This window comes from Bradyrhizobium sp. 192, from assembly GCF_023100965.1.
Lineage (GTDB): Bacteria > Pseudomonadota > Alphaproteobacteria > Rhizobiales > Xanthobacteraceae > Bradyrhizobium > Bradyrhizobium symbiodeficiens.
This window is the reverse complement of the sequence record NZ_CP064690.1, coordinates 2,578,443-2,600,162: the sequence shown is the minus strand read 5'-3', so window position 1 is coordinate 2,600,162 and position 21,720 is coordinate 2,578,443. Positions and strand designations below refer to the sequence as shown.

The window sequence follows — 21,720 nt, the reverse complement described above, 5'->3', positions numbered from 1 at the left end:
AACTGCTCATCGCCTCGCCCGTCGCGCGGGACGCGCATCATCGACCGAGGCTGCAACGGCACCGTCGAGCAGATCGGTCGGACCGCCCAGCGTACGCGTCAGGCGGATAGCGGTCTTCAACAGCAGCGATGACATCGCCTTGATAGTGTCCCGCGTGAAGCGCGGCTTTGGCCCCGAGAGCGACAGCGCACCAACACATTTCCCGCCCGGACCGAACACCGGACAGGCAAGCCCGGCGCAATCCGGGTCGCGCTCGCCGAACGACACGGCGATGCATCCCTCGCGGATCTCGTCATAGGCCTCGCCTTCCTCGCCGTCGAAGGCCAGAATGATGCGACCGGCCGCCCCCCGGTCGAGCGGAAGCAGGGCGCCAGCCTCGACCCGGTCGAGCGTCGAATGCCGGGAATCAACGCGAAAGACGCACAGACGGCGCCTGGCATCATGCCGCACGTGGAACGAAGGGCTTTCGGTCCCGTCGGCCACGAGCTGCCGCAGCAGCGGCATCACCCGATCGTGCAGATTGTTGCTGCGCTGGTAGACCGCACCCAGCCGGAACGGGGTCGGGCCAAGATGGTAGCGACCGTCGGCGAGCTGGACGAGATAGCCGAATTCCTGCAGCGACGTCATCAGCCGCAGCAACGTGCTCTTGTACATCTTGGTGCGCCGGGCGAGCTCGGCCAGCGTCATCGGCTCCGGCGCGTCCTCGAAGGCGGCCAGAATGCTGAGAGCACGATCGACGGCTGCGACGCCGGGCGAAGGCATGTCGTCTCCTATTGAGGAAATCCGGAGGGATCGATGAGCTTTGCGATGACGGGAAAATACGCATCCGCCATGCCCTTGTCGATCGTCTCCTGGAAGATCTCGCGCATCAGCGCCGCTCCGCGCAGGTTCAGCCCGGCCTGCGCGCCCAGCTCCAGCGCGTAGGAGAGATCCTTCATGGCATACTCGGTCGAGAAGGCCCGCAGTGGAAATTCCTTGGCGACGATCGCCTTCATGCCGTGGTTGCGCAGGGCGAAGCTGTCCGCCGAACCCTTGGACAGCGTCTCCAGCAGCAGCTTCGGCTCGACACCATTATGTTTGGCGAGGGCGACGGCCTCCGCCAGCGCGTTGACCGTCTCGAACAGCACCATGTTGTTGAGGATCTTCGTCACCTGCCCTGCGCCGGTCCCGCCACAAAGCGTGACATCGGTGGCGAAATGCCGGATCAGCGGCTCGACCCGAGCGAACTGTTCGGGCGTCGCGCCGACCATGACGCTGAGCGTGCCGTCCTGGGCCGCCTGACGCGTGCGTGCGATCGGCGCATCGATCCAGAGCGCGCCCTTGTCGGCGAGCTGCTTGGCGCACGACCGGGTCTGGCCGACATCGGAGGTGCCGAGATCGATCACGGCCTGACCGCGCCTGATCTTCGGCAAGATGCTCTCGAACACGGACATCACGTGCCTGGCGCTGGGCAGACACAAGAAGATAGTCTCGCTACCACCAACGACATCCCCGATCGACGGCGCCGCGGTCGCACCATCAGCCGCGATCCGCGCCAAGGGCTCCTTGGCAAGGTCGAAGGCCAGCACTGTTCGTCCGCTCTTGCGCACCAGGTTGCGACAGATCGGCTCGCCCATGACGCCGAGACCGATGAATCCAATTGAATCAGACATTCCGTACTCTCCGAGGAAATCCTCAAGCCGGGCGGGTGCAATCCCGCCCGGCCGACGCAGTTACTTGACCAGCGGGCAGCCGCCTTCGCTCATCGGCCGAAACACCTCTTCGCCCGGCTTGGAGCTGACGATCCGGTAATAGTCGAACTTGTACTTGGACTCCTCCGGCTTCTTCACCTGGACCAGGTACATGGTGTGCAGCACGCGCCCGTCCGGGCGGATCGCGACATCCTTGTTGTACATGTCGTTGACCTTCAGCTCGTGCATCTTGGCGGCGACGGCCGTCGCATCCGTGGTGCCGGCGGCCTTCACTGCGGCGAGGTAGTGATGGACGCCGCTATAGACGCCGGCTTGCACCATGCTGGCGACCTTGCCGTCCATCAAGCCAGCGTAGCGCTTGGACCAGGCCCGGGTTTGCTCGTCGAGGTCCCAGTAGAACGAGGTCGTTACCTGCAGACCCTGAGTGACTTTCAGGCCAAGCGAATTCACGTCGGTGATGAAGACGAGCAGGCCGGCGAGCTTCTGCCCGCCCTCGACGACGCCGAATTCACCCGCCTGCTTGATCGCGGTCTGCACGTCCGCGCCTGATGTCGCGAGACCAACGACGTCGGCCTTCGAGGCCTGCGCCTGCAGCAGGAACGAGGCGAAGTCGGCGGTCCCGAGCGGATGCGCGGCCGATCCGATCACCTTGCCGCCCGCGGCCTCAATGAACTTGGTGGCATCTCGCTGCAGCGCGTGGCCGAAGGCGTAGTCGGCGGTTACAAAATACCAGGACTTTCCGCCGGCGCGCGTGATGGCGTCGCTGGTCAGCTTCGACAGCGCGTAGGTGTCGTAGTTGAAATGGAAGCTAACCGGGGAGCAGGATTTCCCGGTGAAATCGGATGAGCCGGGGCCGGAGATGACGAAGATCTTGTTCTTCTGCTTGGCCACTTCGAGGATGGCAAAGCCGGCCGACGACGCCGCACCATCTGCGATCATATCGACGCCTTCATTGTCAAACCATTTTCGCGCGGTGGCCGAAGCGATATCCGGCTTGTTCTGGTGGTCGGCCGAGATGATCTCGATCTTCTTGCCGAGCAGCTCGTTGCCGAAGTCCTCCGCAGCGAGCTTTGCCGCTGCTACCGATCCGCGGCCGCCATTGTCCGCGAACACGCCGGACTGGTCGTTGAGCACGCCGATCCTGATCGTATTGTCAGCCGCGAGAGCGGCACCCGTCTGCGCGGCCAGAACGGCCGCCATCATCCAGCTCAACTTCATAACATAAGCCTCCCGTTTACAACTTTTGCTCGTCAAGAATGTCTTGCAGCACCGGCGCGATGTAGCGACGGAACTGATCTGGGTTTTCGCTCATCGGAAAATGGCCGAGCCGCTCCATGATGGTTGCTCTTGCGCCAGGAATGCCGGCGGCGGTACGCAGCGTATCCTCCGGCGTGCAGGAGAAATCGTATTCGCCGGTGAGGAGATAGAGCGGACACTGGTTGACGTCGATGCTACCCGTCCGTCCGCGCAGATCGCCGTCGACCCTGTAGAAATACAGGTCGCCCTTGAAGATGCCGGGGCCACCCTGCTTGTAGCCCCACAGCGTCTCATTGCGCCCGGCCTCCGGGCCGTTTGGCGCGATCAAGCCCGAAACCAAGGCAGCGCAGACTTCTCCGCCATGAACGTCGGGCCGGTTCAGCCACGCCGTGTCGTACCAGGGCTGCTGAAAGTCCGCGGCCTCGATACCTATCAGGGCACGGAATTCGCGCGCATGTTCAATGGCGAGATTGAGTACGATGCGCCCGCCGATCGAACAACCCATCACAACAGGCCGATCCAATCCCAACGCGTTGCAGAACGCGCGGATTGTCGTGGTGTAGCTCGCGGTGGTCAGCCGGTATTCGCTATCATATTGACTGTCCGGCGGATTGGACTTGCCGTGCCAGGGCATGTCGAAAGCGATGATGCGATAGTTCCTGGTGAACTCCTCATCGACAAGCAAATGACGCCATTGCCGCGCATCGGCGCCAGCGGTATGCAGGCAAACCAGCGGCATGCCGCTGCCGTTCTCCTCGAAATAGATCCGGTTGATCTCCCCCTCGATCTCGACATGCACGTAGCGGCCGACGATGGGCTCGATGAAGCCACCGGTCATGACACGCCTCCGAAGCCGTTACGACGCGGCAATGCGAGCAGATCCTTGAAATACTGAAGATGGGTCATGAAGGGATGGATCTCGCCTTCGAGCGTCGCCTCTCCGCGCTTGGTCAACGCCAGCAGATCATGCCACCCCGCTGGCGGGAGTGGCTGCCAATAGGCGGCGAACGCGGCAGGCGTGGCGCGATAGGCGAAGCGCCAGGATCGCATCAACACAGGTGCCCGCGCCATATCCACGATCTGCCCGGCGCGGATTGTGACGTGGAACGGCTGCGTGCTCGGCCCGAGCAGGCAATCGGCGCATCAGTGCTTTGGCCGCCGCGCTCAGATGACATCGCTTCATCCCCGTGATCGATAGTTCTATCTAGCAGAACGTCATTCTATTTTGATGATAGTTCTATACAGGCCTCGCACGTGAACTCAAGTCCCCCCTGCCTGGGCCAGGCAGCTACAAAGGCGCAATCGTGGATCTTTATCGATCGCCGTCAGGCAAGCACGTCGGCCACGATCGCCTTCAACACGCGCTGCACATCGGCTGGCTTGAGGCGCACCTGCAATCCCCGCTGGCCGCCATTGAGATAGACCAGATCATGCGCAAGCGCACTCTGCTCGATCACGGTGCGCACCGGCTTGCGCTGCCCGAACGGGCTGATGCCGCCGACCTTGTAGCCCGTGAGGCGCTCCGCCTCCGGCGGCTTCATCATCTGCGCCGACTTACCGCTCACGGCTGCGGCGAGCTTCTTCATCGACACTTCCTGGTCGGACGGCACGACGACGCAGACCGGCTTACCGTCGACTTGCGCCATCAGCGTCTTGAGAACACGTGCCGGGTCTTCGCCGAGCGCGGCGGCCGCCTGAAGGCCGATGCTCTCGGCGTCAGGATCGTAGTCGTAGGCTTGGACGGTGAAGGCAATACCGGCAGCCGTGAGCGCGCGGGTGGCGGGGGTGACCTTGGACATGCGCGTATCTCTGCGCCGACATTATGAGAAGCGCAAGCAACGACGATGTAGGCCCCCATGCCCACCACACACTCAGCCTTCGCCGGGACGACTGCGGTGGGTCGGCGACAGTGTGCCACCAACCGCCGAGAGGAGTGCTACTCCGCCGCGTCCCGCATCTCCGCGCGTTCGGCCCTGGCCGCGCAGAATTTGAATTCCGGGATCTTGCCGAAGGGATCGAGTGCCGGGTTGGTCAGCAGGTTCGCCGCAGCCTCCGCGTAGCAGAACGGCATGAACACCATGTTCTCCGGCACGTCGCGGTCGGAGCGTACCTTGACCTCGACCGCGCCGCGGCGGGTCTCCAGGCGAATGAAATCGCCGGGCGCAAGCCTCTTCCTGTGCATGTCCTTCGGCGACATGAAGGCGACGGCCTCGGGCTCGATCTGGTCGAGCACCTGCGCGCGGCGCGTCATCGAACCGGTGTGCCAGTGCTCCAGCACGCGGCCGGTCGACAGCACCATCGGATATTCGGCATCGGGAATCTCGTCCGGCGGGATGACGTGAGCCGGCACGATCTTGCCGCGGCCGCTCGCAGTAGGAAAACCCGTGGTGAAGATGATCTCGTTGCCGGGCACGTCGGGGCCGTCGACTGGATATGTGACGGCGCCTTCGCGCACCAGCCGCTCCCAGGTAATGTTCTTCAGCGACGGCATCAACTGCGCCATCTCGGTGAAGACGTCGCCGGGACCGGCATAGTCCCAGGGCAGGCCCATGCGCTTGCCGATCTCCTGGATGATCCAGAGATCCTGCCGCGCATCGCCCGGCGGCTTGATCACCTGGCGCGCGAGCTGCACGCGGCGATCGGTGTTGGTGAAGGAGCCTTCCTTCTCAGCGAACGCCGAGGCCGGCAGGATCACGTCGGCGTGGAAAGCGGTCTCGGTGACGAAGAGATCCTGCACCACGAGATGATCGAGCATGGCGAGCGCCTGGCGCGCATGCTGCAGGTCGGGGTCGGACATCGCGGGATTCTCGCCCTCGATATACATGCCCGTGATCTCGCCGGCGTGGATCGCGTTCATGATCTCGACCACGGTCAGGCCGCGGACGGGATCGAGATCCTGCTGCCAGAGCTTTTCGAAAGCGCCGCGCAGATCATCGCGGCCGACCGGCTGGTAATCCGGCAGGAACATCGGAATCAGGCCGGCATCGGAGGCGCCTTGCACGTTGTTCTGGCCGCGCAGCGGATGCAGGCCGGTGCCGGGACGGCCGACCTGGCCGGTGATCAGCGCCAGCGCAATCAGACAGCGCGCATTGTCGGTGCCGTGGACATGCTGGCTGATGCCCATGCCCCAGAAGATGATCGACGATTTCGCGCGCGCATAGGTCCGCGCCACTTCGCGGAGAGTTTGTGCCGGAATGCCGCAGATCGCCTCCATCTTCTCCGGCGTGAACTCCTTGATCTTCTCCTTGAGATCCTCGAAGCCCTCGGTGTAGCCGGCGATGTACTGGTCGTCGGTCAGCCCTTCGGTGATGATCGTGTGGATCATCGCGTTCAGCATGGCGACGTCCGAGCCGGGCTTGAACTGCAGATGCCTGGTGGCGTGACGCGACAGCGACTGCCGGCGCGGATCCATCACGAACAGCTTGGCGCCGTTCTGCTTCACCGCGTTCTTGATGAAGGTCGCGGCGACCGGATGGTTCACAGTCGGGTTGGCGCCGATCACGATGATGACCTCGGCGTCCATTGCGGCCGAGAACGGCGCCGACACCGCGCCCGAGCTCAAGCCTTCGAACAGCGCCGCCACCGAGGAGGCATGGCACAGACGGGTGCAGTGATCGACGTTGTTGGAGCCGAAGCCGGTACGCACCAGCTTCTGGAACAGATAGGCCTCCTCGTTCGAGCCCTTGGCCGAACCGAATCCGGCCAGCGCCTTCACGCCCTTCTCGTCGCGAATCTTGACGAGGCCCTTGGCCGCGATGTCGAGCGCTTCTTCCCAGCTCGCTTCACGGAAATGGGTAAAGGGATTGGCGGGATCGACCTGATCGTTGGCATCCTTCTTCGCGTTCGGCAGCCGCACCAGCGGCTTTGTGAGGCGATGCGGATGGTGGATGTAGTCGAAGCCGAAGCGGCCCTTGACGCAAAGACGGTTATGATTGGCGGGGCCGTCACGGCCCTCCGCGTAGATCACCTTCTCGTCCTTGACCTCGTAGGTGACCTGACAGCCGACGCCGCAGAACGGGCAGAGCGAATCCACCTTCCTGTCGGCATAGGTGACGCGGGTCTGCTTGTCGTCGAGCATCACGGCCGGCATCAACGCGCCGGTCGGGCAGGCCTGAACGCATTCGCCGCACGCGACACAGGTGGACTCGCCCATGGGATCGTCGAAGTCGAACACGATCTTCGAGCCATGGCTGCGATATGCCATGCCGATGACGTCGTTGACCTGGACCTCGCGGCAGGCGCGCACGCACAGGCCGCACTGGATGCAGGCATCGAGATTGACGCGCATCGCCGGATGGCTGGCGTCGGTTGCCCAACGCTCGGCAGCGGGAAAGCGGCTCTCGGTAACGCCTGTGGTCTCGGCCCAGTGCCAGAACTTGGAATCCGGATCGTGGCTGGTCTCGCGCGCCGGCTGATCGGCGACCAGCAGCTCCATCACCATCTTCTGCGCCGAGACGGCGCGGGCGCTCTCGGTCTTGACCTTCATGCCGACGGAGGGCGTGCGCTTGCAGGACGCGGCAAGCACGCGCTCACCCTCGATCTCGACCATGCAGGCGCGGCAATTGCCGTCGGGCCGATAATCCGGCGCGGGTGAATAGCAGAGATGCGGAATCTCGCGTCCCCCGCGTTTTGCGACTTGCCAGATCGTCTCGCCGGGATTGGCCTCGACCTGCTTGCCGTCGAGCTCGAACGTAATCTTGGTCATTCCGCCGCTTCCTTGAACTCGTCAGGGAAATATTTGATCACGGTGGCCAGCGGATTCGATGCCGCCTGTCCGAGCCCGCAGATCGAAGCATCGCGCATCGCCTGGCTCAATTCTTCCAGAAGCGCGCGGTTCCAGACCGGCTGCTGCATCAGCTGTGCCGCCTTCTGGGTTCCGACCCGGCACGGCGTGCACTGGCCGCAGCTTTCGTCCTCGAAGAACTTCATCAGGTTCAGGGCCGCTGCGCGCACGCTGTCCTTCTGGGACAGGATCACGATCGCGGCCGAACCGATGAAGCAGCCGTATTTTTCCAGCGTGCCGAAATCGAGCGGGATGTCGTCCATCGACGCCGGCAGGATACCACCGGACGCGCCGCCCGGCAGGTAGGCGTAGAATTGATGGCCGTCGGCCATGCCGCCGCAATATTCGTCGATCAGCTCGCGCACGGTGATGCCCGCGGGCGCCAGCTTCATTCCGGGGTTTTTCACGCGACCCGAGACCGAGAAGCTGCGCAGGCCATGACGCTCGTGGCGGCCATTGCCTTTCCACCAGTCGGCACCCTTCTCGACGATGTCGCGCACCCACCACAGCGTTTCGATGTTGTTGATCAGCGTCGGCAGGCCGAACAGGCCGACCTGGAACGGATAAGGCGGCTTGTGCCGGGGCAGGCCGCGCTTGCCCTCGATGCTTTCGAGCAGCGAGGATTCCTCGCCGCAGATGTAAGCGCCGGCGCCGCGGCGCATGTGCAGCGTCGGGCCGCCCGGCGGCAGCTTTGCGATCTCAAGCTCCAGGATCTCGCGCGAGGCCGGATATTCGTCGCGCAGGTAGATGTAGACATCGGAGGCCTGCACCACATAAGCGCCGATCAGCATGCCCTCGATGAAGCGATGCGGATCGCTTTCGAGATAGACGCGGTCCTTGAAGGTGCCGGGCTCGCCCTCGTCGCCGTTGATCGCCATCAGCCGCGGGCCGGGCTCACCGAGCACGGCGCGCCATTTGCGCCCCGTCGGGAAGCCGGCGCCGCCGAGGCCGCGCAGCGATGCGTCGTCGAGCCCCTTCAGGAGATCGTCTTTCGACAGTTCGCCCGAGCGCACGCGATTGAGGAGCTTGTAGCCGCCGCCAGCGACATAGGCGTCGTAGTCGACATATTTTGGCAGGTGCGCGTGGGTGTCGCCGGCCTTGGCCGCCGTCATCACGCTGGCGACGGTCGCATGATCGACGAAGTTGTGGCCGACTTCCGCGGCGGGCGCAGTGTCGCAGCGGCCGACACAGGGCGCGCGCACCACGCGGATGCCGGGACCCGATGCGCTCTGCAGATCCTCGAGCAGCTTCTCACCGCCGAGCATCGCACAAGTGAGAGAATCGCAGACGCGGATCGTGAGCGGGGCGATATCAGGCTCGCCTTCCTTCACGATGTCGAAATGCGCGTAGAAAGTCGCGGTCTCGAACACCTCGGCAAAGGCGAGTTTCATCTCATCGGCAAGCGCGGCCAGATGCGCGGCCGATATTTGGTGATATTTGTCCTGGATCAGGTGCAGATATTCGATCAGGAGATCGCGCCGCCGGGGCTTGTCGCCGAGCAATTGCTCGATCTCATGCGCGGCGGTGGGATCGACCTGCCGCCCCTTGGGCGTAGCCTTGGCTCGCTTGCGTCCCTCACCGGGATGCTCGAACGGGCGGACCTTATGCACGTCGTTGCTCATCGATTCGTCTCGATCTCGTCTTTAGAACGCCTCCAACTCTAACTTCTGGTATGCCAGATGCCAAGCAGATTATCATGCTTGAGGAAGCAGTTAGGCGCGGCCCAAGGACACCCTTGGGCCGCCGCCCCGGATACGGCTTTGCGTTCGTCCAGCGTCCAACTGATAGAACGAAGCCTGAATTGGCCTGAAGATCAATAAAGGCTTCCTATGCTGCGATAGCGAAATCGCATCGAGTTCCGGCTCGGAGGCGACAGTGACCCTCGATGCCCTGGTGCTGACGGGTCAGCTTTTGCCCATGCACTCCTCAATATAGAACCAGCGATCGTCGCCCGCGAGGCCCTTGGACTTCACGTCCTTGCGGCACTCCTTGAGCTTCGACTTGTTGGCGCTCCACTTGGCCTTCATGTCTTTCAGCTTCTGCGCGGTCAGCTTCACCTTGCCGGGCTTGGCCTCGGTCGCGGCGGGCGGCGTTACAGCCGGTGCCGCGGCGGTCTGCGCGGACGCGGATTGTAGGGCGCCGGTGGCGAGCAGCACGGCGGCGACACAAACGAGCTTACGAACCATCGAATTCCCCCAAGGGTAGTTTTGAAACAATCGAAATGGGCGGCGGGAGCGCACATGGTGCACTCCCGCCGCGATGAACGCGCGATCAGAAAATCTTGACCGCGCTCTCCAGCGTCTTCCAGACGCCCCAAGCCAGCGGCACGCCGACGAAGGCCCAAAACAGCGCCGCATTGGCGTCCAGACCGCCCTTGCCGATGCCGAACGAACCGTGCTGGACCGACGCCTCAGTCTTCGCACTGGCCGCCTGCAGGCGCGCCACCTCCTCGTGGCTCATGTTCCACTTCGGATCGACCGGCTTGATCATGTAATTGCAGATCAAACCGGCAATCAGCATGGCGCACAGGATGTACATCGTCGTGTTGTAGAGCTGATCGCGCGGCACGCCGGCCGCGAGCTGGAACTCGCGGATGTAATTGACCACGACCGGACCGATGATGCCGGCGGTCGACCATGCCGTCAGCAACCGGCCATGGATGGCGCCGACGAACTGGGTTCCGAACATGTCGGCAAGATAGGCCGGCACCGTTGCGAAGCCTCCGCCGTACATCGACAGGATGATGCCGAATCCGAGCACGAACAGCAGCTTCGAGCCCATCGCCGCGAAAGTCGGTGCGAGCGCGTAGAGCGCGATGCCGAGGATGAAGAACGTGTAGTAGGTGTTCTTGCGCCCCATGAGGTCCGACATCGACGCCCAGAAGAACCGGCCGCCGATATTGAACAGCGACAGCAAGCCAGCGAAGCCGGCGGCGATCGCCGCGATCGATGCCTTCTGTTCGACCGAAAGCTGGCTGAACGTCAGTTCCGGATGCCCGATCAACTTGCCGGCGAAGATTTCCTGCAGCATGGGCGAGGCCATGCCGATCACACCGATACCCGCCGAGACATTCAAGCAGAGCACCCACCAGATCAGCCAGAATTGCGGCGTCTTGTGCGCGTTGTTGAGGTGCACATGGTGCTCGGTGATCATCGACTTCTTCTCGCTGGGCGGCGTCCAGCCATCGGGCTGCCAGCCGGGCGGCGTCACCCGATAGGAAAAGGCACCGATCGTCATGAAGATGAAATAGATCACTCCCATCACGACGAAGGTCTGCCAGACGCCGACGTTCGTTGCGGACTTGAAGTAGTTGATCAGCAGATTGGCGAGCGGCGCACCGATCATCGCACCACCGCCAAAGCCCATGATGGCCATGCCCGTCGCCATGCCGCGGCGATCGGGGAACCATTTGATCAGCGTCGACACCGGCGAGATATAGCCGAGGCCGAGCCCGACGCCGCCGATGACGCCGGCGCCAAGCCACATGATCCAGAGTTGATGGACGTAGACGCCGAAGGCGCCGATCAGGAGCCCGCCGCCCCAGCAAAGCGCGGCAACGAAACCTGCCTTGCGCGGGCCGGCACGCTCGAGCCAGCCGCCCCAGATCGCGGCGGAGACGCCGAGCAGGACGAAGAACAGCGTGTACATCCAGCCGAGGCTTGCGACCTTCCAGTCGCAGGTAGTGGTGAACAGCTCCTGCCACAGGGAGATGTCGGGGCAGGCCTTGCTCTGCGTGATGCCGATCGAGCGCGACAGCGGCAGCCAGAACACCGAGAAGCCGTAGGCCATGCCGATGCAGAGATGAATGCACAGCGCCGCCGGCGGCACCAGCCAGCGATTGAACCCGGCCTTCGCGATCGTTCGTTCACGATCGAGGAAGCCGGAGGCACCAACCGGTGCAAGAACGGTATCGGCAGTCGTCATAAGCATTACCTCCCCAAGCGCGGCCTTGCCGGCACATCAGTTTGAGACCGTTCATACGCGTGCTTGGCAGCCGCGCATGACAGGTCGGTCTTCATTCATGCCGAAGTGGAATCGTGTGGCGCGCACCGCCTCTTGTGCGCCGAGCAAGCAACTGGTCGCGGGCGATGTCCCTTCGCCTGCCAACAGCGTTGCAGTTACGGCTATCGCGCCTCATCCCCCCTCAACACCCTGTCTCGATATGAGCAACGCGCGTGCCAGAAGTCGCGTCGTGATGATTCAACGACTTCCCGCAGCGCAACGTGCCGCGTCGGACAAAATGTCCTGAATTCCGGGACAGAATGTCCAGTCAGGTCGCTTCCGGCAGCCACATCGTGAAGGTGCTTCCGGAACCCACGCTGCTTTCCGCCGTGATCTGTCCGCCCTGGCGCTTGATCAGGGTCTGGCTGATGGAGAGGCCCAGCCCGGTACCTTGCCGCCGTTTCGTGGTGTAGAAGGGATCGAATATCTTTTCGATCACCTCAGTACTCATGCCAATGCCAGTATCAGTGACCTCTATTGCGACGCCTTGATGGCCGTCGCGATCGGCATCGAAGGAGCGGAGCGTCAGGGTTCCGCCGTCCGGCATGGCGTGGATCGCGTTGACGATGAGATTGACCAGCACCTGCTGCAGCTCGTTCCGGTTCATCAGCACGAGCCGGCTGGCGCGGTTGTCCCTGACCACGGCGATCTCCGTCTTGTTCAGAAGATGCTGCACCAGCGGCAGACAGTCGGAGATGACGCTCGCGGGCGCATGGCGCTCGACATAGCCGGCATACTCCTCCGGCCTTGCAAACTGCAACAGCTTGGTCACGATCTGGCTGATGCGGTGAATCTGCTCGTCGAGCAGGCGAAACTCGACCTTCGCCTTGTCGGCGTCGGCCCCGAACACGCTGCGGACGACGTCGAGATTGCCCTGCATCACCGCGATCGGATTGTTGATCTCGTGCGCGACGCCAGCGGTGATCTCGCCGATCGCGGCCAGCTTCTCGGACATGATGAGCTGCTTGGTGGTTGCCTCGAGCTTGAGATTGGCGTGCTCGAGGTCGCGGGTGCGCTCCAGCACGCGAACGTTCAGCTCCTCGTTCCATTCCCGGAGCTGTCGGTCGCGTTCCTGGATCTGGTCGAGCAGGTTGTCGAGATGAACCGCGACGCGGCCGATCTCGTCGCCCAACACCGGCATCTTGGTGCGGGCGGAGAGGTTCCCGCGCTCCACCTCGCCGATCGTCGCCGTGACGCGCTCCAGCGGCATGAAGATGGAGGTCGCCCAGCGCAGGAAGATCGGTACGGTCGCAGCGGTGATCGCGATGAAGGCCGCGATGATGATCGCCAACGTCTGGTATTTCGCTTCGCTGAACGGCTTCTCCAGGAAGCCGACATAGAGCATGCCGACCCGCTTGCCATAACTGTCGACCAGCGGCTCGTAGGCGGAGATGTACCAGTCATTGACGACGAAAGCGCTGTCGAGCCAGGTGCGACCCTCGCCCAGCACGGCCGAGCGCACCGCCGCCGACACGCGCGTGCCGAGCGCGCGACGTCCCTCGAACAGACGGACGTTGGTCGATATCCGCACATCGTCCAGGAACAGCGTCGCGGTGCCCTGGCTGCCCTCCGGCAGGCTCGCCGCGCGGTAGACGAGATCGTTGATCGTGTCGATGAATTCGAGATTCTGGTTGAGCAGCGTGCCGCCGACCAGCGCGGCGGCGCCACCGTCGGGCAGCATCGCCCGGCTCGCCGCATGCACGACCATGCCGCGCGTCTCCGTGCTGCGGTCGGTCGGCACCGCGTTCGGGGTCGGCACCAGGTCCAATCGCGCCCGCTCGGCCAGGGCCGGCGAAATTGCGGCGAGCTCGTCATTGCCGAAAATGTCGACACCCGTCGCAGCGACCTTGCCCGACAGCGCCGACATGACGATCGGCCAGTCATGTCTCGGTTGACGCTGCAGCGGCGGCGATGAGGCCAGGACGTCGCCGCGATCGTTGGTCAGATACAGGAAATCGAGCCCGATCTCCTTGCGGGTCTCGTCGAGCAGCTCCCGCAGCGAGCCGCGCGCATCCGGCCCCAGCACCTCGTGGAAGCGGGCCGACAGGCCGAGCGCCCGGACCTGGACGCCGGTCTTTTCCAGGATGCGGGCGAGATATTGGTGGGCGATGGTGAGATCGCCATTGACCTTGGAGATCAGGGCCGCGTCGAATTTCGCGTTCCAGCGATAGATCGCAACGCCGAGCAGGAGCGGCAGGATGACCAGCATCGGCAGCAAGGCGATCGCGAGCAACCGGAAGCGGACGGAGCGTCCCCGCACGAGCTCGTCGTTGCGGCGGGCACCATCAGACATCCCATAGCGCGCATTTGCGATCGATGGTCTTGCGCGACACACCGAGGCGCCGGGCCGCCTCCTCGCGATTGCCATTGACCTCCTTCAGCACACCGAGGATGTGACGGCGCTCGAGCTCCGCGAGACTGTCGGCAGGCGCCGACTGACCGTCGTTGCGGGGGCCGGCAAAGTCGTCGGGGAAGGCGCCGAGGATCAGCGTGCGCTCGATCAAATTGCGCAGCTCGCGCACGTTGCCGGGCCAGTCATAGCTTGCGAGCGCCGCCCGCACCGAGGCGTCGATCGGCACCGGCGGCATGCCGAGCTGAGCCGACAGCTTGCTCATGAAGATGGCGGCAAGCTCCTGCACGTCATCGCCGCGATCCTTCAGGAGCGGCAGGTGAATCTGCATCACGTTGAGGCGGTAGAACAGATCGGCGCGGAAGCGCCCCTTCTCGACCTCCTTCTGAAGCTCGGCATTGGTTGCGAAGATGAAACGCAGGTCGACCGGAACTTCACGCTCGGAGCCAACCGGACGGACGCGGCGGTCTTCGAGCACGCGGAGCAGCTTGCTCTGCATCGGCAGCGGCAGCTCCCCGATCTCGTCGAGGAACAGCGTGCCGCCATGCGCGTACAGGAACAGGCCCTCACGCCCCGAATCGGCGCCGGTGAAGGCGCCCTTGATGTGTCCGAACAGCTCGGCCTCGATCATCTCCGGTGGAATCGCCGCGCAATTCACGGGCACAAAGGGCTTGTCGGCGCGGTCGGACAGCGAGTGGATCGAGCGTGCTGCCACTTCCTTGCCGGTGCCGGATGCGCCGGTGAGAAGAACCGAGGTCGGCAGGCGCGCGACGCGGGCGATGGTCTCGCGCACGCGCAAGGTCGCTGCCGACTGCCCGATCAGATTGTCGCGCAGGAAGGTGCGGTCGGACGAGGCACGCAGGGCGTAGCGCAGGACATAGTTCTCGCGCTGGAGGCGGACACGGTCGAGGCACCGGGCCACGGCGTTGAGGATCTGGTTGGAGCGGAACGGCTTGAGCACGAAATCGGCCGCGCCAGCGCGCAGGGCCTGGATCGCGGTGTCGAGGTCGGCATAGGCGGTGATTAGGATGGCGTCGGCGAAAAAGCCGACGGCGCGCTGCTCGGCGAGCCAATCGACGCCGTTCTTGCCGGGCATGATGTTGTCGAGAATGACGACGTCATAGCGGTTGGAATCGAGCTTGCGCGAGGCCTGGTCGGTATCGGCCGCCTCGTCCACCAGCTTGCAGCGCGGTCCAAGCGTGCGCACCAGAAAATTGCGCATGCCCGGCTCGTCGTCGACGATCAGGATCGAGGCCTGCGCCAGCGCCCCGAACTCCGGCCCCGCAGCCGTCTTGCCGGCCTTGACGGCCGGCTCGCGTCCCACCGCAGGACTTGCGGCAACGCTTGCCCTCGATGTTGAGAAAGTCATGCCCGATGTCTTAGGTTTGAGAGTCTAGGTTTGAGCTCATTCCACTGCACTCAGCGGCGCTTTTCGCATTGCAGCGAAGTTCCGGCCGTTTCCCCGCAGGCGCAACATAGTCAAACGTCGTCGCCGTGAACATTCGCCTTTCTACGAGGCGTCGCTCTTTTCGACCAGGAACACGATTCGCGCTTCGTTGCGCTCGGTGATCTCGACCTTGTCGCCCGTCTCGCGGATCAGGTTCGGAATGTCAATCACCGACAAGGGATCGGTGCAATGGACCTCAAGCTGATCGCCCGGCTGCAACGGCTTGAGCGCCTTGCGTGTCTTCAGGGCGGGCAGCGGGCATTTCAGTCCGGTGAGGTCGAGCGTCGTTCTGGTCATGGAGGCAACATGGCGGGACGAGGCGGTGGGGTCAACGCAAGTCTCTACAGCAGATCGGCGTAGGACAAAAAGCCTACGTCCTGCCCCGGCTCGACATGCGTGATGCTCTCTCCGAGTTCGACGAGGCCGTCGGTCTCGACCAGCGAGGACAGAAGCCCCGCCCCCTCGCGCGGAAACTTGACGGCCTCGAGCCGGCCGTCCTGCGCGCGCCGCAGGGAGACTCGCACATATTCGCGGCGGCCGCTCTTCTTCGTGTAGGAAAACGCGGCGCGCACTGGGATCGGCAACAACGGCTCGGGCAGCCCACCCGCCAGCGCAAGCACCGTCGGCCGCACCACATGGACGAAGGTGACGAAGCTCGCGACGGGATTGCCCGGCAATCCGATCAGCGGCGTGCCGTCGATGATCCCCATCGCCACGGGCCGACCGGGCTTGATCGCCATCCGCCACAGCACCAGCGAACCGATGCTCTCGACCGCCGCCTTGACGTGGTCCTCCTCGCCGGTCGAGACGCCGCCGGTCGTGAGGATCAGGTCATGAGAGCCGGCAACCTGCTTCAAGCCATCCGCGAGCGAAGTCCGCTCGTCGCGCATGATGCCGAGATCGCTGACCTCGCAGCCGAGCCGGCGCAGCATCGTCATGAGCATGAAGCGGTTGGAATCGAACAGTTGCGGGGCCGCGCGCGGCTCGCCCGGCGAGGCCAACTCGTCGCCGGTCGAGAACACCGCAACGCGGATCCGTCTGACGACGTCGAGGCCGACAAGACCGAAGGCAGCGGCAAGCGCGACATGCTGCGGCCGCAGCCGCTGCCCGGCGCGCAACGCGACGTGCCCATTCGGGATGTCCTCGCCTGCAGGGCGGACATTGGCGCCGGGCTTCAGCCCCGACGGCAGCACGATCTTTCCGGAATCATCGATGCGGACGTCCTCCTGCATGAAGACGGCTTCGGCATCCGGCGGCATCGGCGCGCCCGTGAAGATTCGCGCAGTGTGGCCAGGCTTGATCGGCGCCTGTGCAAGGCCGCCGGCCTGGATGCGGCCATCGAGCGGGAATGCCCGCTCCGCAGCTTGCGGAATGTCGGCGTTGCGCACGGCGTAGCCGTCGACGGCCGAGTTGGTGAAGGGCGGCAGCGGCAGCGGCGCTGCGACATCGCGCGCCAGCACCCGCCCGTCCGCCTCGACCAGCGCCACTGTCTCGATATCGGCGATCGCGTTGACGCGCGTCGTGATCAGGCCAACGGCCTCGTCGACCGACATCATCGGGCCGCCGAAGGCAAAGCAATCGTCCGACAGTTGCGCCATGGTGCCTCGTCAGCGCATCGCAGCGCTTTTCGCGACCGCTTCCTCGACCGGCATCGCCGCGCGCAGCAGCAGCGCCGCGGCCGCCGCGATATCATCGAGATGGACAGTCGGCAGCCCAGTGTCAATGGCGGTGTCGGCCGCGATCCCGGCGATCCCGGGATCGTCGGGAAACAGCAACGGCTTGCCGTTCGCCGCGCGATGCACCTCGATCTTGCGATGCGGCTCGCGCTTGAAGCCCTCGACCACGACGAGATCGACCGCGGACAGCTTGCCCAGGAGTTCCGGCAGCCGCGGCTCCGCCGACCCGCGCAATTCGTGCATCAGAGCCCAGCGGTTTGACGACGCCACCAGCACCTCGGCCGCGCCGGCCTCGCGATGGCGCCAGGAATCCTTGCCGGGCACGTCGACGTCGAACTGATGATGCGCATGCTTGATGACCGAGACGCGCAGGCCCTGCGCTTTGAAGTGCGGGATCAGCCGGGTCAACAGCGTGGTCTTGCCCGCTCCGCTCCAGCCTGCAAGGCCGATGACTTTCATCGTAACACGATCTCCGCCGGCCTCGTCACGCGGCCGGAACCGCTTTCTCAACGTCGTGAGCATGCTTATATCGGCTTGACCCGAATGTCATGCTAACCTCGCGGCCATGATGAAAATCGACAAAACCCTGGTGCCCCCAATCATCCCCAATCCGGATGACCCGCGCCTGACCCGGAGCGTGACCGGCACCGACCAGACCGGCACCAAGGTCGAGATCAAGGTGCCGATGGAGCGGCCGCTGACGCTCTATTTGAATTCCCAGGAGATCGTCACCATGATGACGATCGGCGACTACCCCGAATATCTGGCGCTCGGCTATCTGCTGAACCAGAACATGCTGAAATATAATGACGCTGTCACCGAGGTCGAATACGACGACGACCTCCAGGTGGTCGTGGTACGCACCACACATCACACCAATTTCGAAGCCAAGCTGAAGAAGCGTACGCAGACCTCGGGCTGCGCGCAGGGCACCGCCTTCGGGGACCTGCTGGAGGCCGTCGAGAGTGTCGCGCTGCCGAAGGCGGAGCTGCGCACATCCTGGCTGTACCAGATGACGCAGACCATCAACACCATGCCCTCGCTCTATCTCGAGGCCGGCGCGATCCACGGCTGCGTGCTGTGCAAGGAAGGCACGCCGCTCTGCTACACCGAGGACGTCGGCCGCCACAACGCCGTCGACAAGATCGCCGGCTGGATGTACCGCCACGGCGTCGATCCCGCCGACAAGATCCTCTACACCACGGGGCGGCTCACCTCGGAGATGGTGATCAAAACGGTCCGCATGGGAATTCCGATCCTGGTGTCGCGCTCCGGCTTCACCGCCTGGGGCGTCGATCTCGCAAGACAAGTCGGGCTGACGCTGGTCGGGCGCACCCGCGGCAAGCGCTTCATCGCGCTCGCGGGCGAGGAGCGCATCGTCTACGACCAGGACCTCGCTTACGTCGAGGAAGAGTCGGCGAAGCACAAGCGCAAGGGTGAAGCTGGTGACGACTGAAATTCCGCTGACGCAAGGCGTGCTACTCGCCGGCGGCCTGGCGCGGCGCATGGGCGGCGGCGACAAGCCGATGCGCACCATCGGCGGCCGCACCATTTTGGAACGCGTGATCGCGCGGTTGAAACCTCAATGCGGCGGGCTGATCCTCAACGCCAATGGCGATCCCGCGCGCTTCGCATCCTTCGGCCTGCAGGTTGTCGCCGACGACGTGCCCGGCTTTCCCGGCCCGCTCGCTGGCATCCTCGCCGCGCTCGACTGGACCGCGGCGAACCGACCGGAGATCGAGTGGGTGCTCAGCGCCGCAGGCGACTGCCCGTTTCTTCCGCGCGATCTCGCCGCGCGCCTGCACGATGCACGCGAACGCGAGAACGCGCAGCTCGCGGTCGCCGCATCAGGCGAGCAGTCGCATCCCGTGATCGGCCTGTGGCGCGTTGCCTTGCGCGACGAGCTCAGGCATGCGCTGGTCGTCGAAGACCTTCGCAAGATCGACCGCTGGACCGCGCGCTATCCGCTCGCGACGGTGAATTGGCCGGTCGAGCCGCTCGATCCGTTCTTCAATGCCAACACGGTCGAGGACGTTGCCGAGGCCGAGCGGCTGGCGGCGCTGGATGATGCGCCCTAGCGGCTTTACGATTTGGGAAATTCGTTGAGAAGCTGCGCCCAGATGATCGCGAAGGCGATCAAGCCGCATATGCCTAGGGCAGTAGTGAATCGCGGCAGACGGCCGATCGCAACCAGCAGCCAGGCCGGCAGGAAGAACGCCCCGAAGACCATGCCTAGCGGAAACACCGCAAGCCATTGAAAGCCGCTGCGGTCTCCCTGCGGGACATTCGAGATGTGATAGAAGGTGTAGAGCCAGAACAGCGTTCCGGCCGACGCGATGAGTGTAGCAAGCTTGCGAAAGTTGAAGGGCGTCGGCGCGGTCATGACTTGGCTCATACTCCTTGGTCGTAACGGCGGCCATCCAAGTTCATGACGTCCTGAGCCGGACCAGGCACGGGAGCGCGCCGCTCAGGCCCGCCAGCGGCACCAGGAGCCCCGTATCCACGGACCCCGCCCGTGTCGGTCCTGATGTTGGCGCGCGAGGTCTCCCGCAACGTCATTACGCGGGCCGGAAACCCGCTCGCTCGAGCGCCGCGCGCACGTCATTCGAGCCGAGTGCGTCGAGAAAGTCCTGCACCGCCGGCCGCACTTTGCGCGCGGTCACCAGCGCGAAATCATAATGCTCCTCTGCGAGCGGAATGAAGCCAAGGCCGGCCGCATGGGCGACGGGCGCAATGGTCATGCCCCAGTCGGCGCGGTGCTGCGCGACGGCGGCGGCGACCGCGTTGTGCGAGCGCGGCTGGTTCCAATAGCCTTCCGGGCGCGCGCCGCCGAGCAAGCGGTCGATCAGGATGCGGGTGCCGGCGCCCTGGTTGCGGTTGACCATGATGCAGGCGGGATCAGCGAGCGCCGCCGCGACGGCCTGTTTCGCATCAAGGCCCTCGAAACGCCTGTCGCCCTTGCGGAAGACGATGCCCTGCATCCGCCGCCAGCCGGGCACGAGCTCGAGCCCTTCGACGAGATAGGGCGAATTGTAGGTTTCGCTCTTGTCGTCGAACAGGTGGATCGGCGCGAGATCGCATTCACCGCGCTTGGCGGCTGCCAACCCGCCGAGGCTGCCAACGGCGATCGAACGCACGTTAAGGCCCGCATGCGCGAGCCGTGCAGTGACGAGATCGAGGCCGGTGCAGTGACTGCCGACGATGACGAGATCGGGCACGCGCACATGCGGCGTGAACAGCGTCACCTCGGCTTCGGTCCCGGCCGGCATCTGGTCGGCGAGCGCATCGATCCGCAAAAAGCCGTCGGCCTGCGCAAAGGACGTGATCGCACCAGAGCCCTTGCCGGAGGGATAGGCAATCAGACCGTCGCGGCCCTCGACCAGCGAGACCATGACGAATTCGGTGCGGCCGAGCTCGGAGGCAATGCGCACCGGCACGGTCGCGCTCACCTTTGCATCGGAGCGCGGCGGCAAGCCGGCCAGCTTGCGCAGCACCGGCACGATCATGTCGTGGAAGGTGAACATTGCCGAAGTCGGAAAGCCCGGCAGGATCACCACCGGCTTGCCGTCGCACACCGCAAGGCACAGCGGCTTGCCGGGCTTGAGCGCGATGCCGTGCGCGACGATGCCGGGCTGGCCGAGCCGGCCGATGATGCGATGGGACAGATCGCCGGCGCCTTTCGAGGTACCGCCGGACAGCACCAGCATGTCGGCCTCGGCGAGCGCACTGCGCATTGCGGATTCGAGTTTCGCCTCATCGTCTGGAATGGCGCCGAGAAAGACTGCCTCGCCGCCGTTCTCGTCGATCGCAGCCGCGACGATGGCGCCATTGGTGTCGTAGATTTCGGCCGGCGCGAGCGCCTCGCCGGGCTGGACCAGTTCGTCGCCAGTGGAGATCACCGCCACCCGCGGCTTGCGCGCGACGTTCACCTCGGCAATGCCGCACGCGGCCAGCATGCCGATCTCGCGCGAGCCGATGATGGTGCCGGCGCGCAGCAGCGCTTCGCCGCGCGCGATGTCAGATCCGGCGTAGGATACGAATTGCCCGGGCGAGACGGCACGGCGCACATCGATCGCATCGGATCCAGCGGGCTGGGTGTGCTCGACCATGACGACCGCGTCGGCCCCACGCGGCAAGGGACCGCCGGTGGCGATCGGCGTCGCGGTTCCCGCCGCCACTTGCATCCTCGGCGCAATGCCGCAGTGGATGGTCTCGCCGTTCAGCGTGAGGCGCCGAGGGGCGCCTTCGCCTGCCGCCGCAAGGTCGGCCGAGCGCACGGCAAAACCGTCGACATTGGAGCGATCGAACGGGGGAACGTCGATCGGCGCGGTGATGTCCTCGGCAAGCGCCACGCCGAGCGCATCGGCGAGCTTGCGCTTTTCGCTCGGAGCGGCGCGCGGGAACAACGCGGCCTCGAAGCGCGCCAAGGCCTCCTCGCGCGAGAGGATCTTGAGGAACTGCTCTTGTTCGAGCGCGCTGCGGATTTGCGATTGCGGGTTCATCGACATATCAAA

The 21,720-nt window shown here is 64.5% G+C and carries 19 protein-coding genes; 2 read left to right on the top strand and 17 right to left on the bottom strand.

The features are described 5' to 3' along the window. Positions 1 to 6: 6 nt before the first annotated feature. The 15 genes from IVB24_RS11820 to mobB all read right to left on the bottom strand — a co-directional run bounded on the left by IVB24_RS11820 (position 7) and on the right by mobB (position 17,665). On the bottom strand, positions 7 to 762 hold the full coding sequence (locus tag IVB24_RS11820) for an IclR family transcriptional regulator (protein ID WP_247772949.1): 756 nt from the start codon (positions 760 to 762) through the stop codon (positions 7 to 9). An 8-nt stretch (positions 763 to 770) separates the two neighbouring features. After that, a complete protein-coding gene (locus IVB24_RS11815; RefSeq protein WP_247772948.1) occupies positions 771 to 1,652 on the bottom strand; it encodes an NAD(P)-dependent oxidoreductase in 882 nt (293 codons plus the stop codon). Between the two features lie 60 nt (positions 1,653 to 1,712). Next, entirely contained in the window at positions 1,713 to 2,909 is a 1,197-nt protein-coding gene (locus IVB24_RS11810; protein WP_140477449.1) for an ABC transporter substrate-binding protein, read from the bottom strand. A gap of 16 nt (positions 2,910 to 2,925) precedes the next feature. Then, positions 2,926 to 3,786: an alpha/beta hydrolase gene (locus tag IVB24_RS11805; RefSeq protein WP_247772947.1), complete on the bottom strand. Its 861-nt coding sequence runs from the start codon at positions 3,784 to 3,786 to the stop codon at positions 2,926 to 2,928. Next, positions 3,783 to 4,019 (bottom strand): hypothetical protein, encoded by a 237-nt coding sequence (locus IVB24_RS11800; RefSeq protein ID WP_247772946.1) that lies wholly within the window; start codon positions 4,017 to 4,019, stop codon positions 3,783 to 3,785. Before IVB24_RS11800 ends, IVB24_RS11805 begins: the two co-directional genes overlap by 4 nt. Positions 4,020 to 4,273: 254 nt before the next feature. After that, complete coding sequence (ybaK, locus tag IVB24_RS11795) at positions 4,274 to 4,747, bottom strand: Cys-tRNA(Pro) deacylase (RefSeq protein WP_247772945.1); 474 nt, start codon at positions 4,745 to 4,747, stop codon at positions 4,274 to 4,276. Between the two features lie 137 nt (positions 4,748 to 4,884). Next, a complete protein-coding gene (fdhF, locus tag IVB24_RS11790; RefSeq protein ID WP_247772944.1) occupies positions 4,885 to 7,653 on the bottom strand; it encodes a formate dehydrogenase subunit alpha in 2,769 nt (922 codons plus the stop codon). Next, positions 7,650 to 9,353 (bottom strand): NADH-ubiquinone oxidoreductase-F iron-sulfur binding region domain-containing protein, encoded by a 1,704-nt coding sequence (locus IVB24_RS11785; RefSeq protein WP_247772943.1) that lies wholly within the window; start codon positions 9,351 to 9,353, stop codon positions 7,650 to 7,652. Before IVB24_RS11785 ends, fdhF begins: the two co-directional genes overlap by 4 nt. 282 nt (positions 9,354 to 9,635) lie before the next feature. After that, positions 9,636 to 9,917 (bottom strand): hypothetical protein, encoded by a 282-nt coding sequence (locus IVB24_RS11780; protein WP_247772942.1) that lies wholly within the window; start codon positions 9,915 to 9,917, stop codon positions 9,636 to 9,638. An 85-nt stretch (positions 9,918 to 10,002) separates the two neighbouring features. Then, positions 10,003 to 11,655, bottom strand: a complete 1,653-nt coding sequence (locus IVB24_RS11775) for an OFA family MFS transporter (protein ID WP_247772941.1) — start codon at positions 11,653 to 11,655, stop codon at positions 10,003 to 10,005. Positions 11,656 to 12,001: 346 nt separating this feature from the next. Then, positions 12,002 to 14,026: a cache domain-containing protein gene (locus IVB24_RS11770; RefSeq protein WP_247772940.1), complete on the bottom strand. Its 2,025-nt coding sequence runs from the start codon at positions 14,024 to 14,026 to the stop codon at positions 12,002 to 12,004. Then, positions 14,019 to 15,452 carry a sigma-54 dependent transcriptional regulator gene (locus IVB24_RS11765; protein ID WP_166466921.1) on the bottom strand — a complete coding sequence of 478 codons (1,434 nt, stop codon included), beginning with the start codon at positions 15,450 to 15,452 and terminating at the stop codon, positions 14,019 to 14,021. Before IVB24_RS11765 ends, IVB24_RS11770 begins: the two co-directional genes overlap by 8 nt. A 141-nt stretch (positions 15,453 to 15,593) precedes the next feature. Next, positions 15,594 to 15,827 carry a sulfurtransferase TusA family protein gene (locus tag IVB24_RS11760; RefSeq protein WP_094973742.1) on the bottom strand — a complete coding sequence of 78 codons (234 nt, stop codon included), beginning with the start codon at positions 15,825 to 15,827 and terminating at the stop codon, positions 15,594 to 15,596. Between the two features lie 44 nt (positions 15,828 to 15,871). After that, a complete protein-coding gene (glp, locus tag IVB24_RS11755; RefSeq protein WP_247772939.1) occupies positions 15,872 to 17,128 on the bottom strand; it encodes a gephyrin-like molybdotransferase Glp in 1,257 nt (418 codons plus the stop codon). Between the two features lie 9 nt (positions 17,129 to 17,137). After that, positions 17,138 to 17,665, bottom strand: a complete 528-nt coding sequence (gene mobB, locus IVB24_RS11750; protein WP_094895264.1) for a molybdopterin-guanine dinucleotide biosynthesis protein B — start codon at positions 17,663 to 17,665, stop codon at positions 17,138 to 17,140. Positions 17,666 to 17,771: 106 nt separating this feature from the next. Between mobB and IVB24_RS11745 the strand changes: the two genes are divergently transcribed. Then, positions 17,772 to 18,662 (top strand): formate dehydrogenase accessory sulfurtransferase FdhD, encoded by an 891-nt coding sequence (locus IVB24_RS11745; RefSeq protein ID WP_247772938.1) that lies wholly within the window; start codon positions 17,772 to 17,774, stop codon positions 18,660 to 18,662. After that, on the top strand, positions 18,649 to 19,284 hold the full coding sequence (gene mobA, locus IVB24_RS11740) for a molybdenum cofactor guanylyltransferase MobA (protein WP_247774075.1): 636 nt from the start codon (positions 18,649 to 18,651) through the stop codon (positions 19,282 to 19,284). Before IVB24_RS11745 ends, mobA begins: the two co-directional genes overlap by 14 nt. Before the next feature lie 5 nt (positions 19,285 to 19,289). On the opposite strand, the gene IVB24_RS11735 is transcribed toward mobA, so the two are convergent. Further along, positions 19,290 to 19,589, bottom strand: a complete 300-nt coding sequence (locus tag IVB24_RS11735; RefSeq protein WP_247772937.1) for a hypothetical protein — start codon at positions 19,587 to 19,589, stop codon at positions 19,290 to 19,292. A gap of 175 nt (positions 19,590 to 19,764) precedes the next feature. After that, positions 19,765 to 21,714: a molybdopterin biosynthesis protein gene (locus tag IVB24_RS11730; RefSeq protein ID WP_247772936.1), complete on the bottom strand. Its 1,950-nt coding sequence runs from the start codon at positions 21,712 to 21,714 to the stop codon at positions 19,765 to 19,767. Positions 21,715 to 21,720 lie beyond the last annotated feature (6 nt).

Excerpts from the sequence above, each read along its gene's own strand:
- glp (WP_247772939.1), bottom strand. The coding sequence starts at position 17,128 with ATGGCGCAACTGTCGGACGATTGCTTTGCCTTCGGCGGCCCGATGATG.
- IVB24_RS11820 (WP_247772949.1), bottom strand. The coding sequence starts at position 762 with ATGCCTTCGCCCGGCGTCGCAGCCGTCGATCGTGCTCTCAGCATTCTG.
- fdhF (WP_247772944.1), bottom strand. The coding sequence starts at position 7,653 with ATGACCAAGATTACGTTCGAGCTCGACGGCAAGCAGGTCGAGGCCAAT.
- mobB (WP_094895264.1), bottom strand. The coding sequence starts at position 17,665 with ATGAAAGTCATCGGCCTTGCAGGCTGGAGCGGAGCGGGCAAGACCACG.
- IVB24_RS11810 (WP_140477449.1), bottom strand. The coding sequence starts at position 2,909 with ATGAAGTTGAGCTGGATGATGGCGGCCGTTCTGGCCGCGCAGACGGGT.
- IVB24_RS11745 (WP_247772938.1), top strand. The coding sequence starts at position 17,772 with ATGATGAAAATCGACAAAACCCTGGTGCCCCCAATCATCCCCAATCCG.
- ybaK (WP_247772945.1), bottom strand. The coding sequence starts at position 4,747 with ATGTCCAAGGTCACCCCCGCCACCCGCGCGCTCACGGCTGCCGGTATT.
- IVB24_RS11780 (WP_247772942.1), bottom strand. The coding sequence starts at position 9,917 with ATGGTTCGTAAGCTCGTTTGTGTCGCCGCCGTGCTGCTCGCCACCGGC.
- IVB24_RS11760 (WP_094973742.1), bottom strand. The coding sequence starts at position 15,827 with ATGACCAGAACGACGCTCGACCTCACCGGACTGAAATGCCCGCTGCCC.
- IVB24_RS11765 (WP_166466921.1), bottom strand. The coding sequence starts at position 15,452 with ATGACTTTCTCAACATCGAGGGCAAGCGTTGCCGCAAGTCCTGCGGTG.
- IVB24_RS11735 (WP_247772937.1), bottom strand. The coding sequence starts at position 19,589 with ATGACCGCGCCGACGCCCTTCAACTTTCGCAAGCTTGCTACACTCATC.
- IVB24_RS11775 (WP_247772941.1), bottom strand. The coding sequence starts at position 11,655 with ATGACGACTGCCGATACCGTTCTTGCACCGGTTGGTGCCTCCGGCTTC.
- IVB24_RS11730 (WP_247772936.1), bottom strand. The coding sequence starts at position 21,714 with ATGTCGATGAACCCGCAATCGCAAATCCGCAGCGCGCTCGAACAAGAG.
- IVB24_RS11770 (WP_247772940.1), bottom strand. The coding sequence starts at position 14,026 with ATGTCTGATGGTGCCCGCCGCAACGACGAGCTCGTGCGGGGACGCTCC.
- IVB24_RS11785 (WP_247772943.1), bottom strand. The coding sequence starts at position 9,353 with ATGAGCAACGACGTGCATAAGGTCCGCCCGTTCGAGCATCCCGGTGAG.
- IVB24_RS11805 (WP_247772947.1), bottom strand. The coding sequence starts at position 3,786 with ATGACCGGTGGCTTCATCGAGCCCATCGTCGGCCGCTACGTGCATGTC.
- IVB24_RS11800 (WP_247772946.1), bottom strand. The coding sequence starts at position 4,019 with ATGGCGCGGGCACCTGTGTTGATGCGATCCTGGCGCTTCGCCTATCGC.
- IVB24_RS11815 (WP_247772948.1), bottom strand. The coding sequence starts at position 1,652 with ATGTCTGATTCAATTGGATTCATCGGTCTCGGCGTCATGGGCGAGCCG.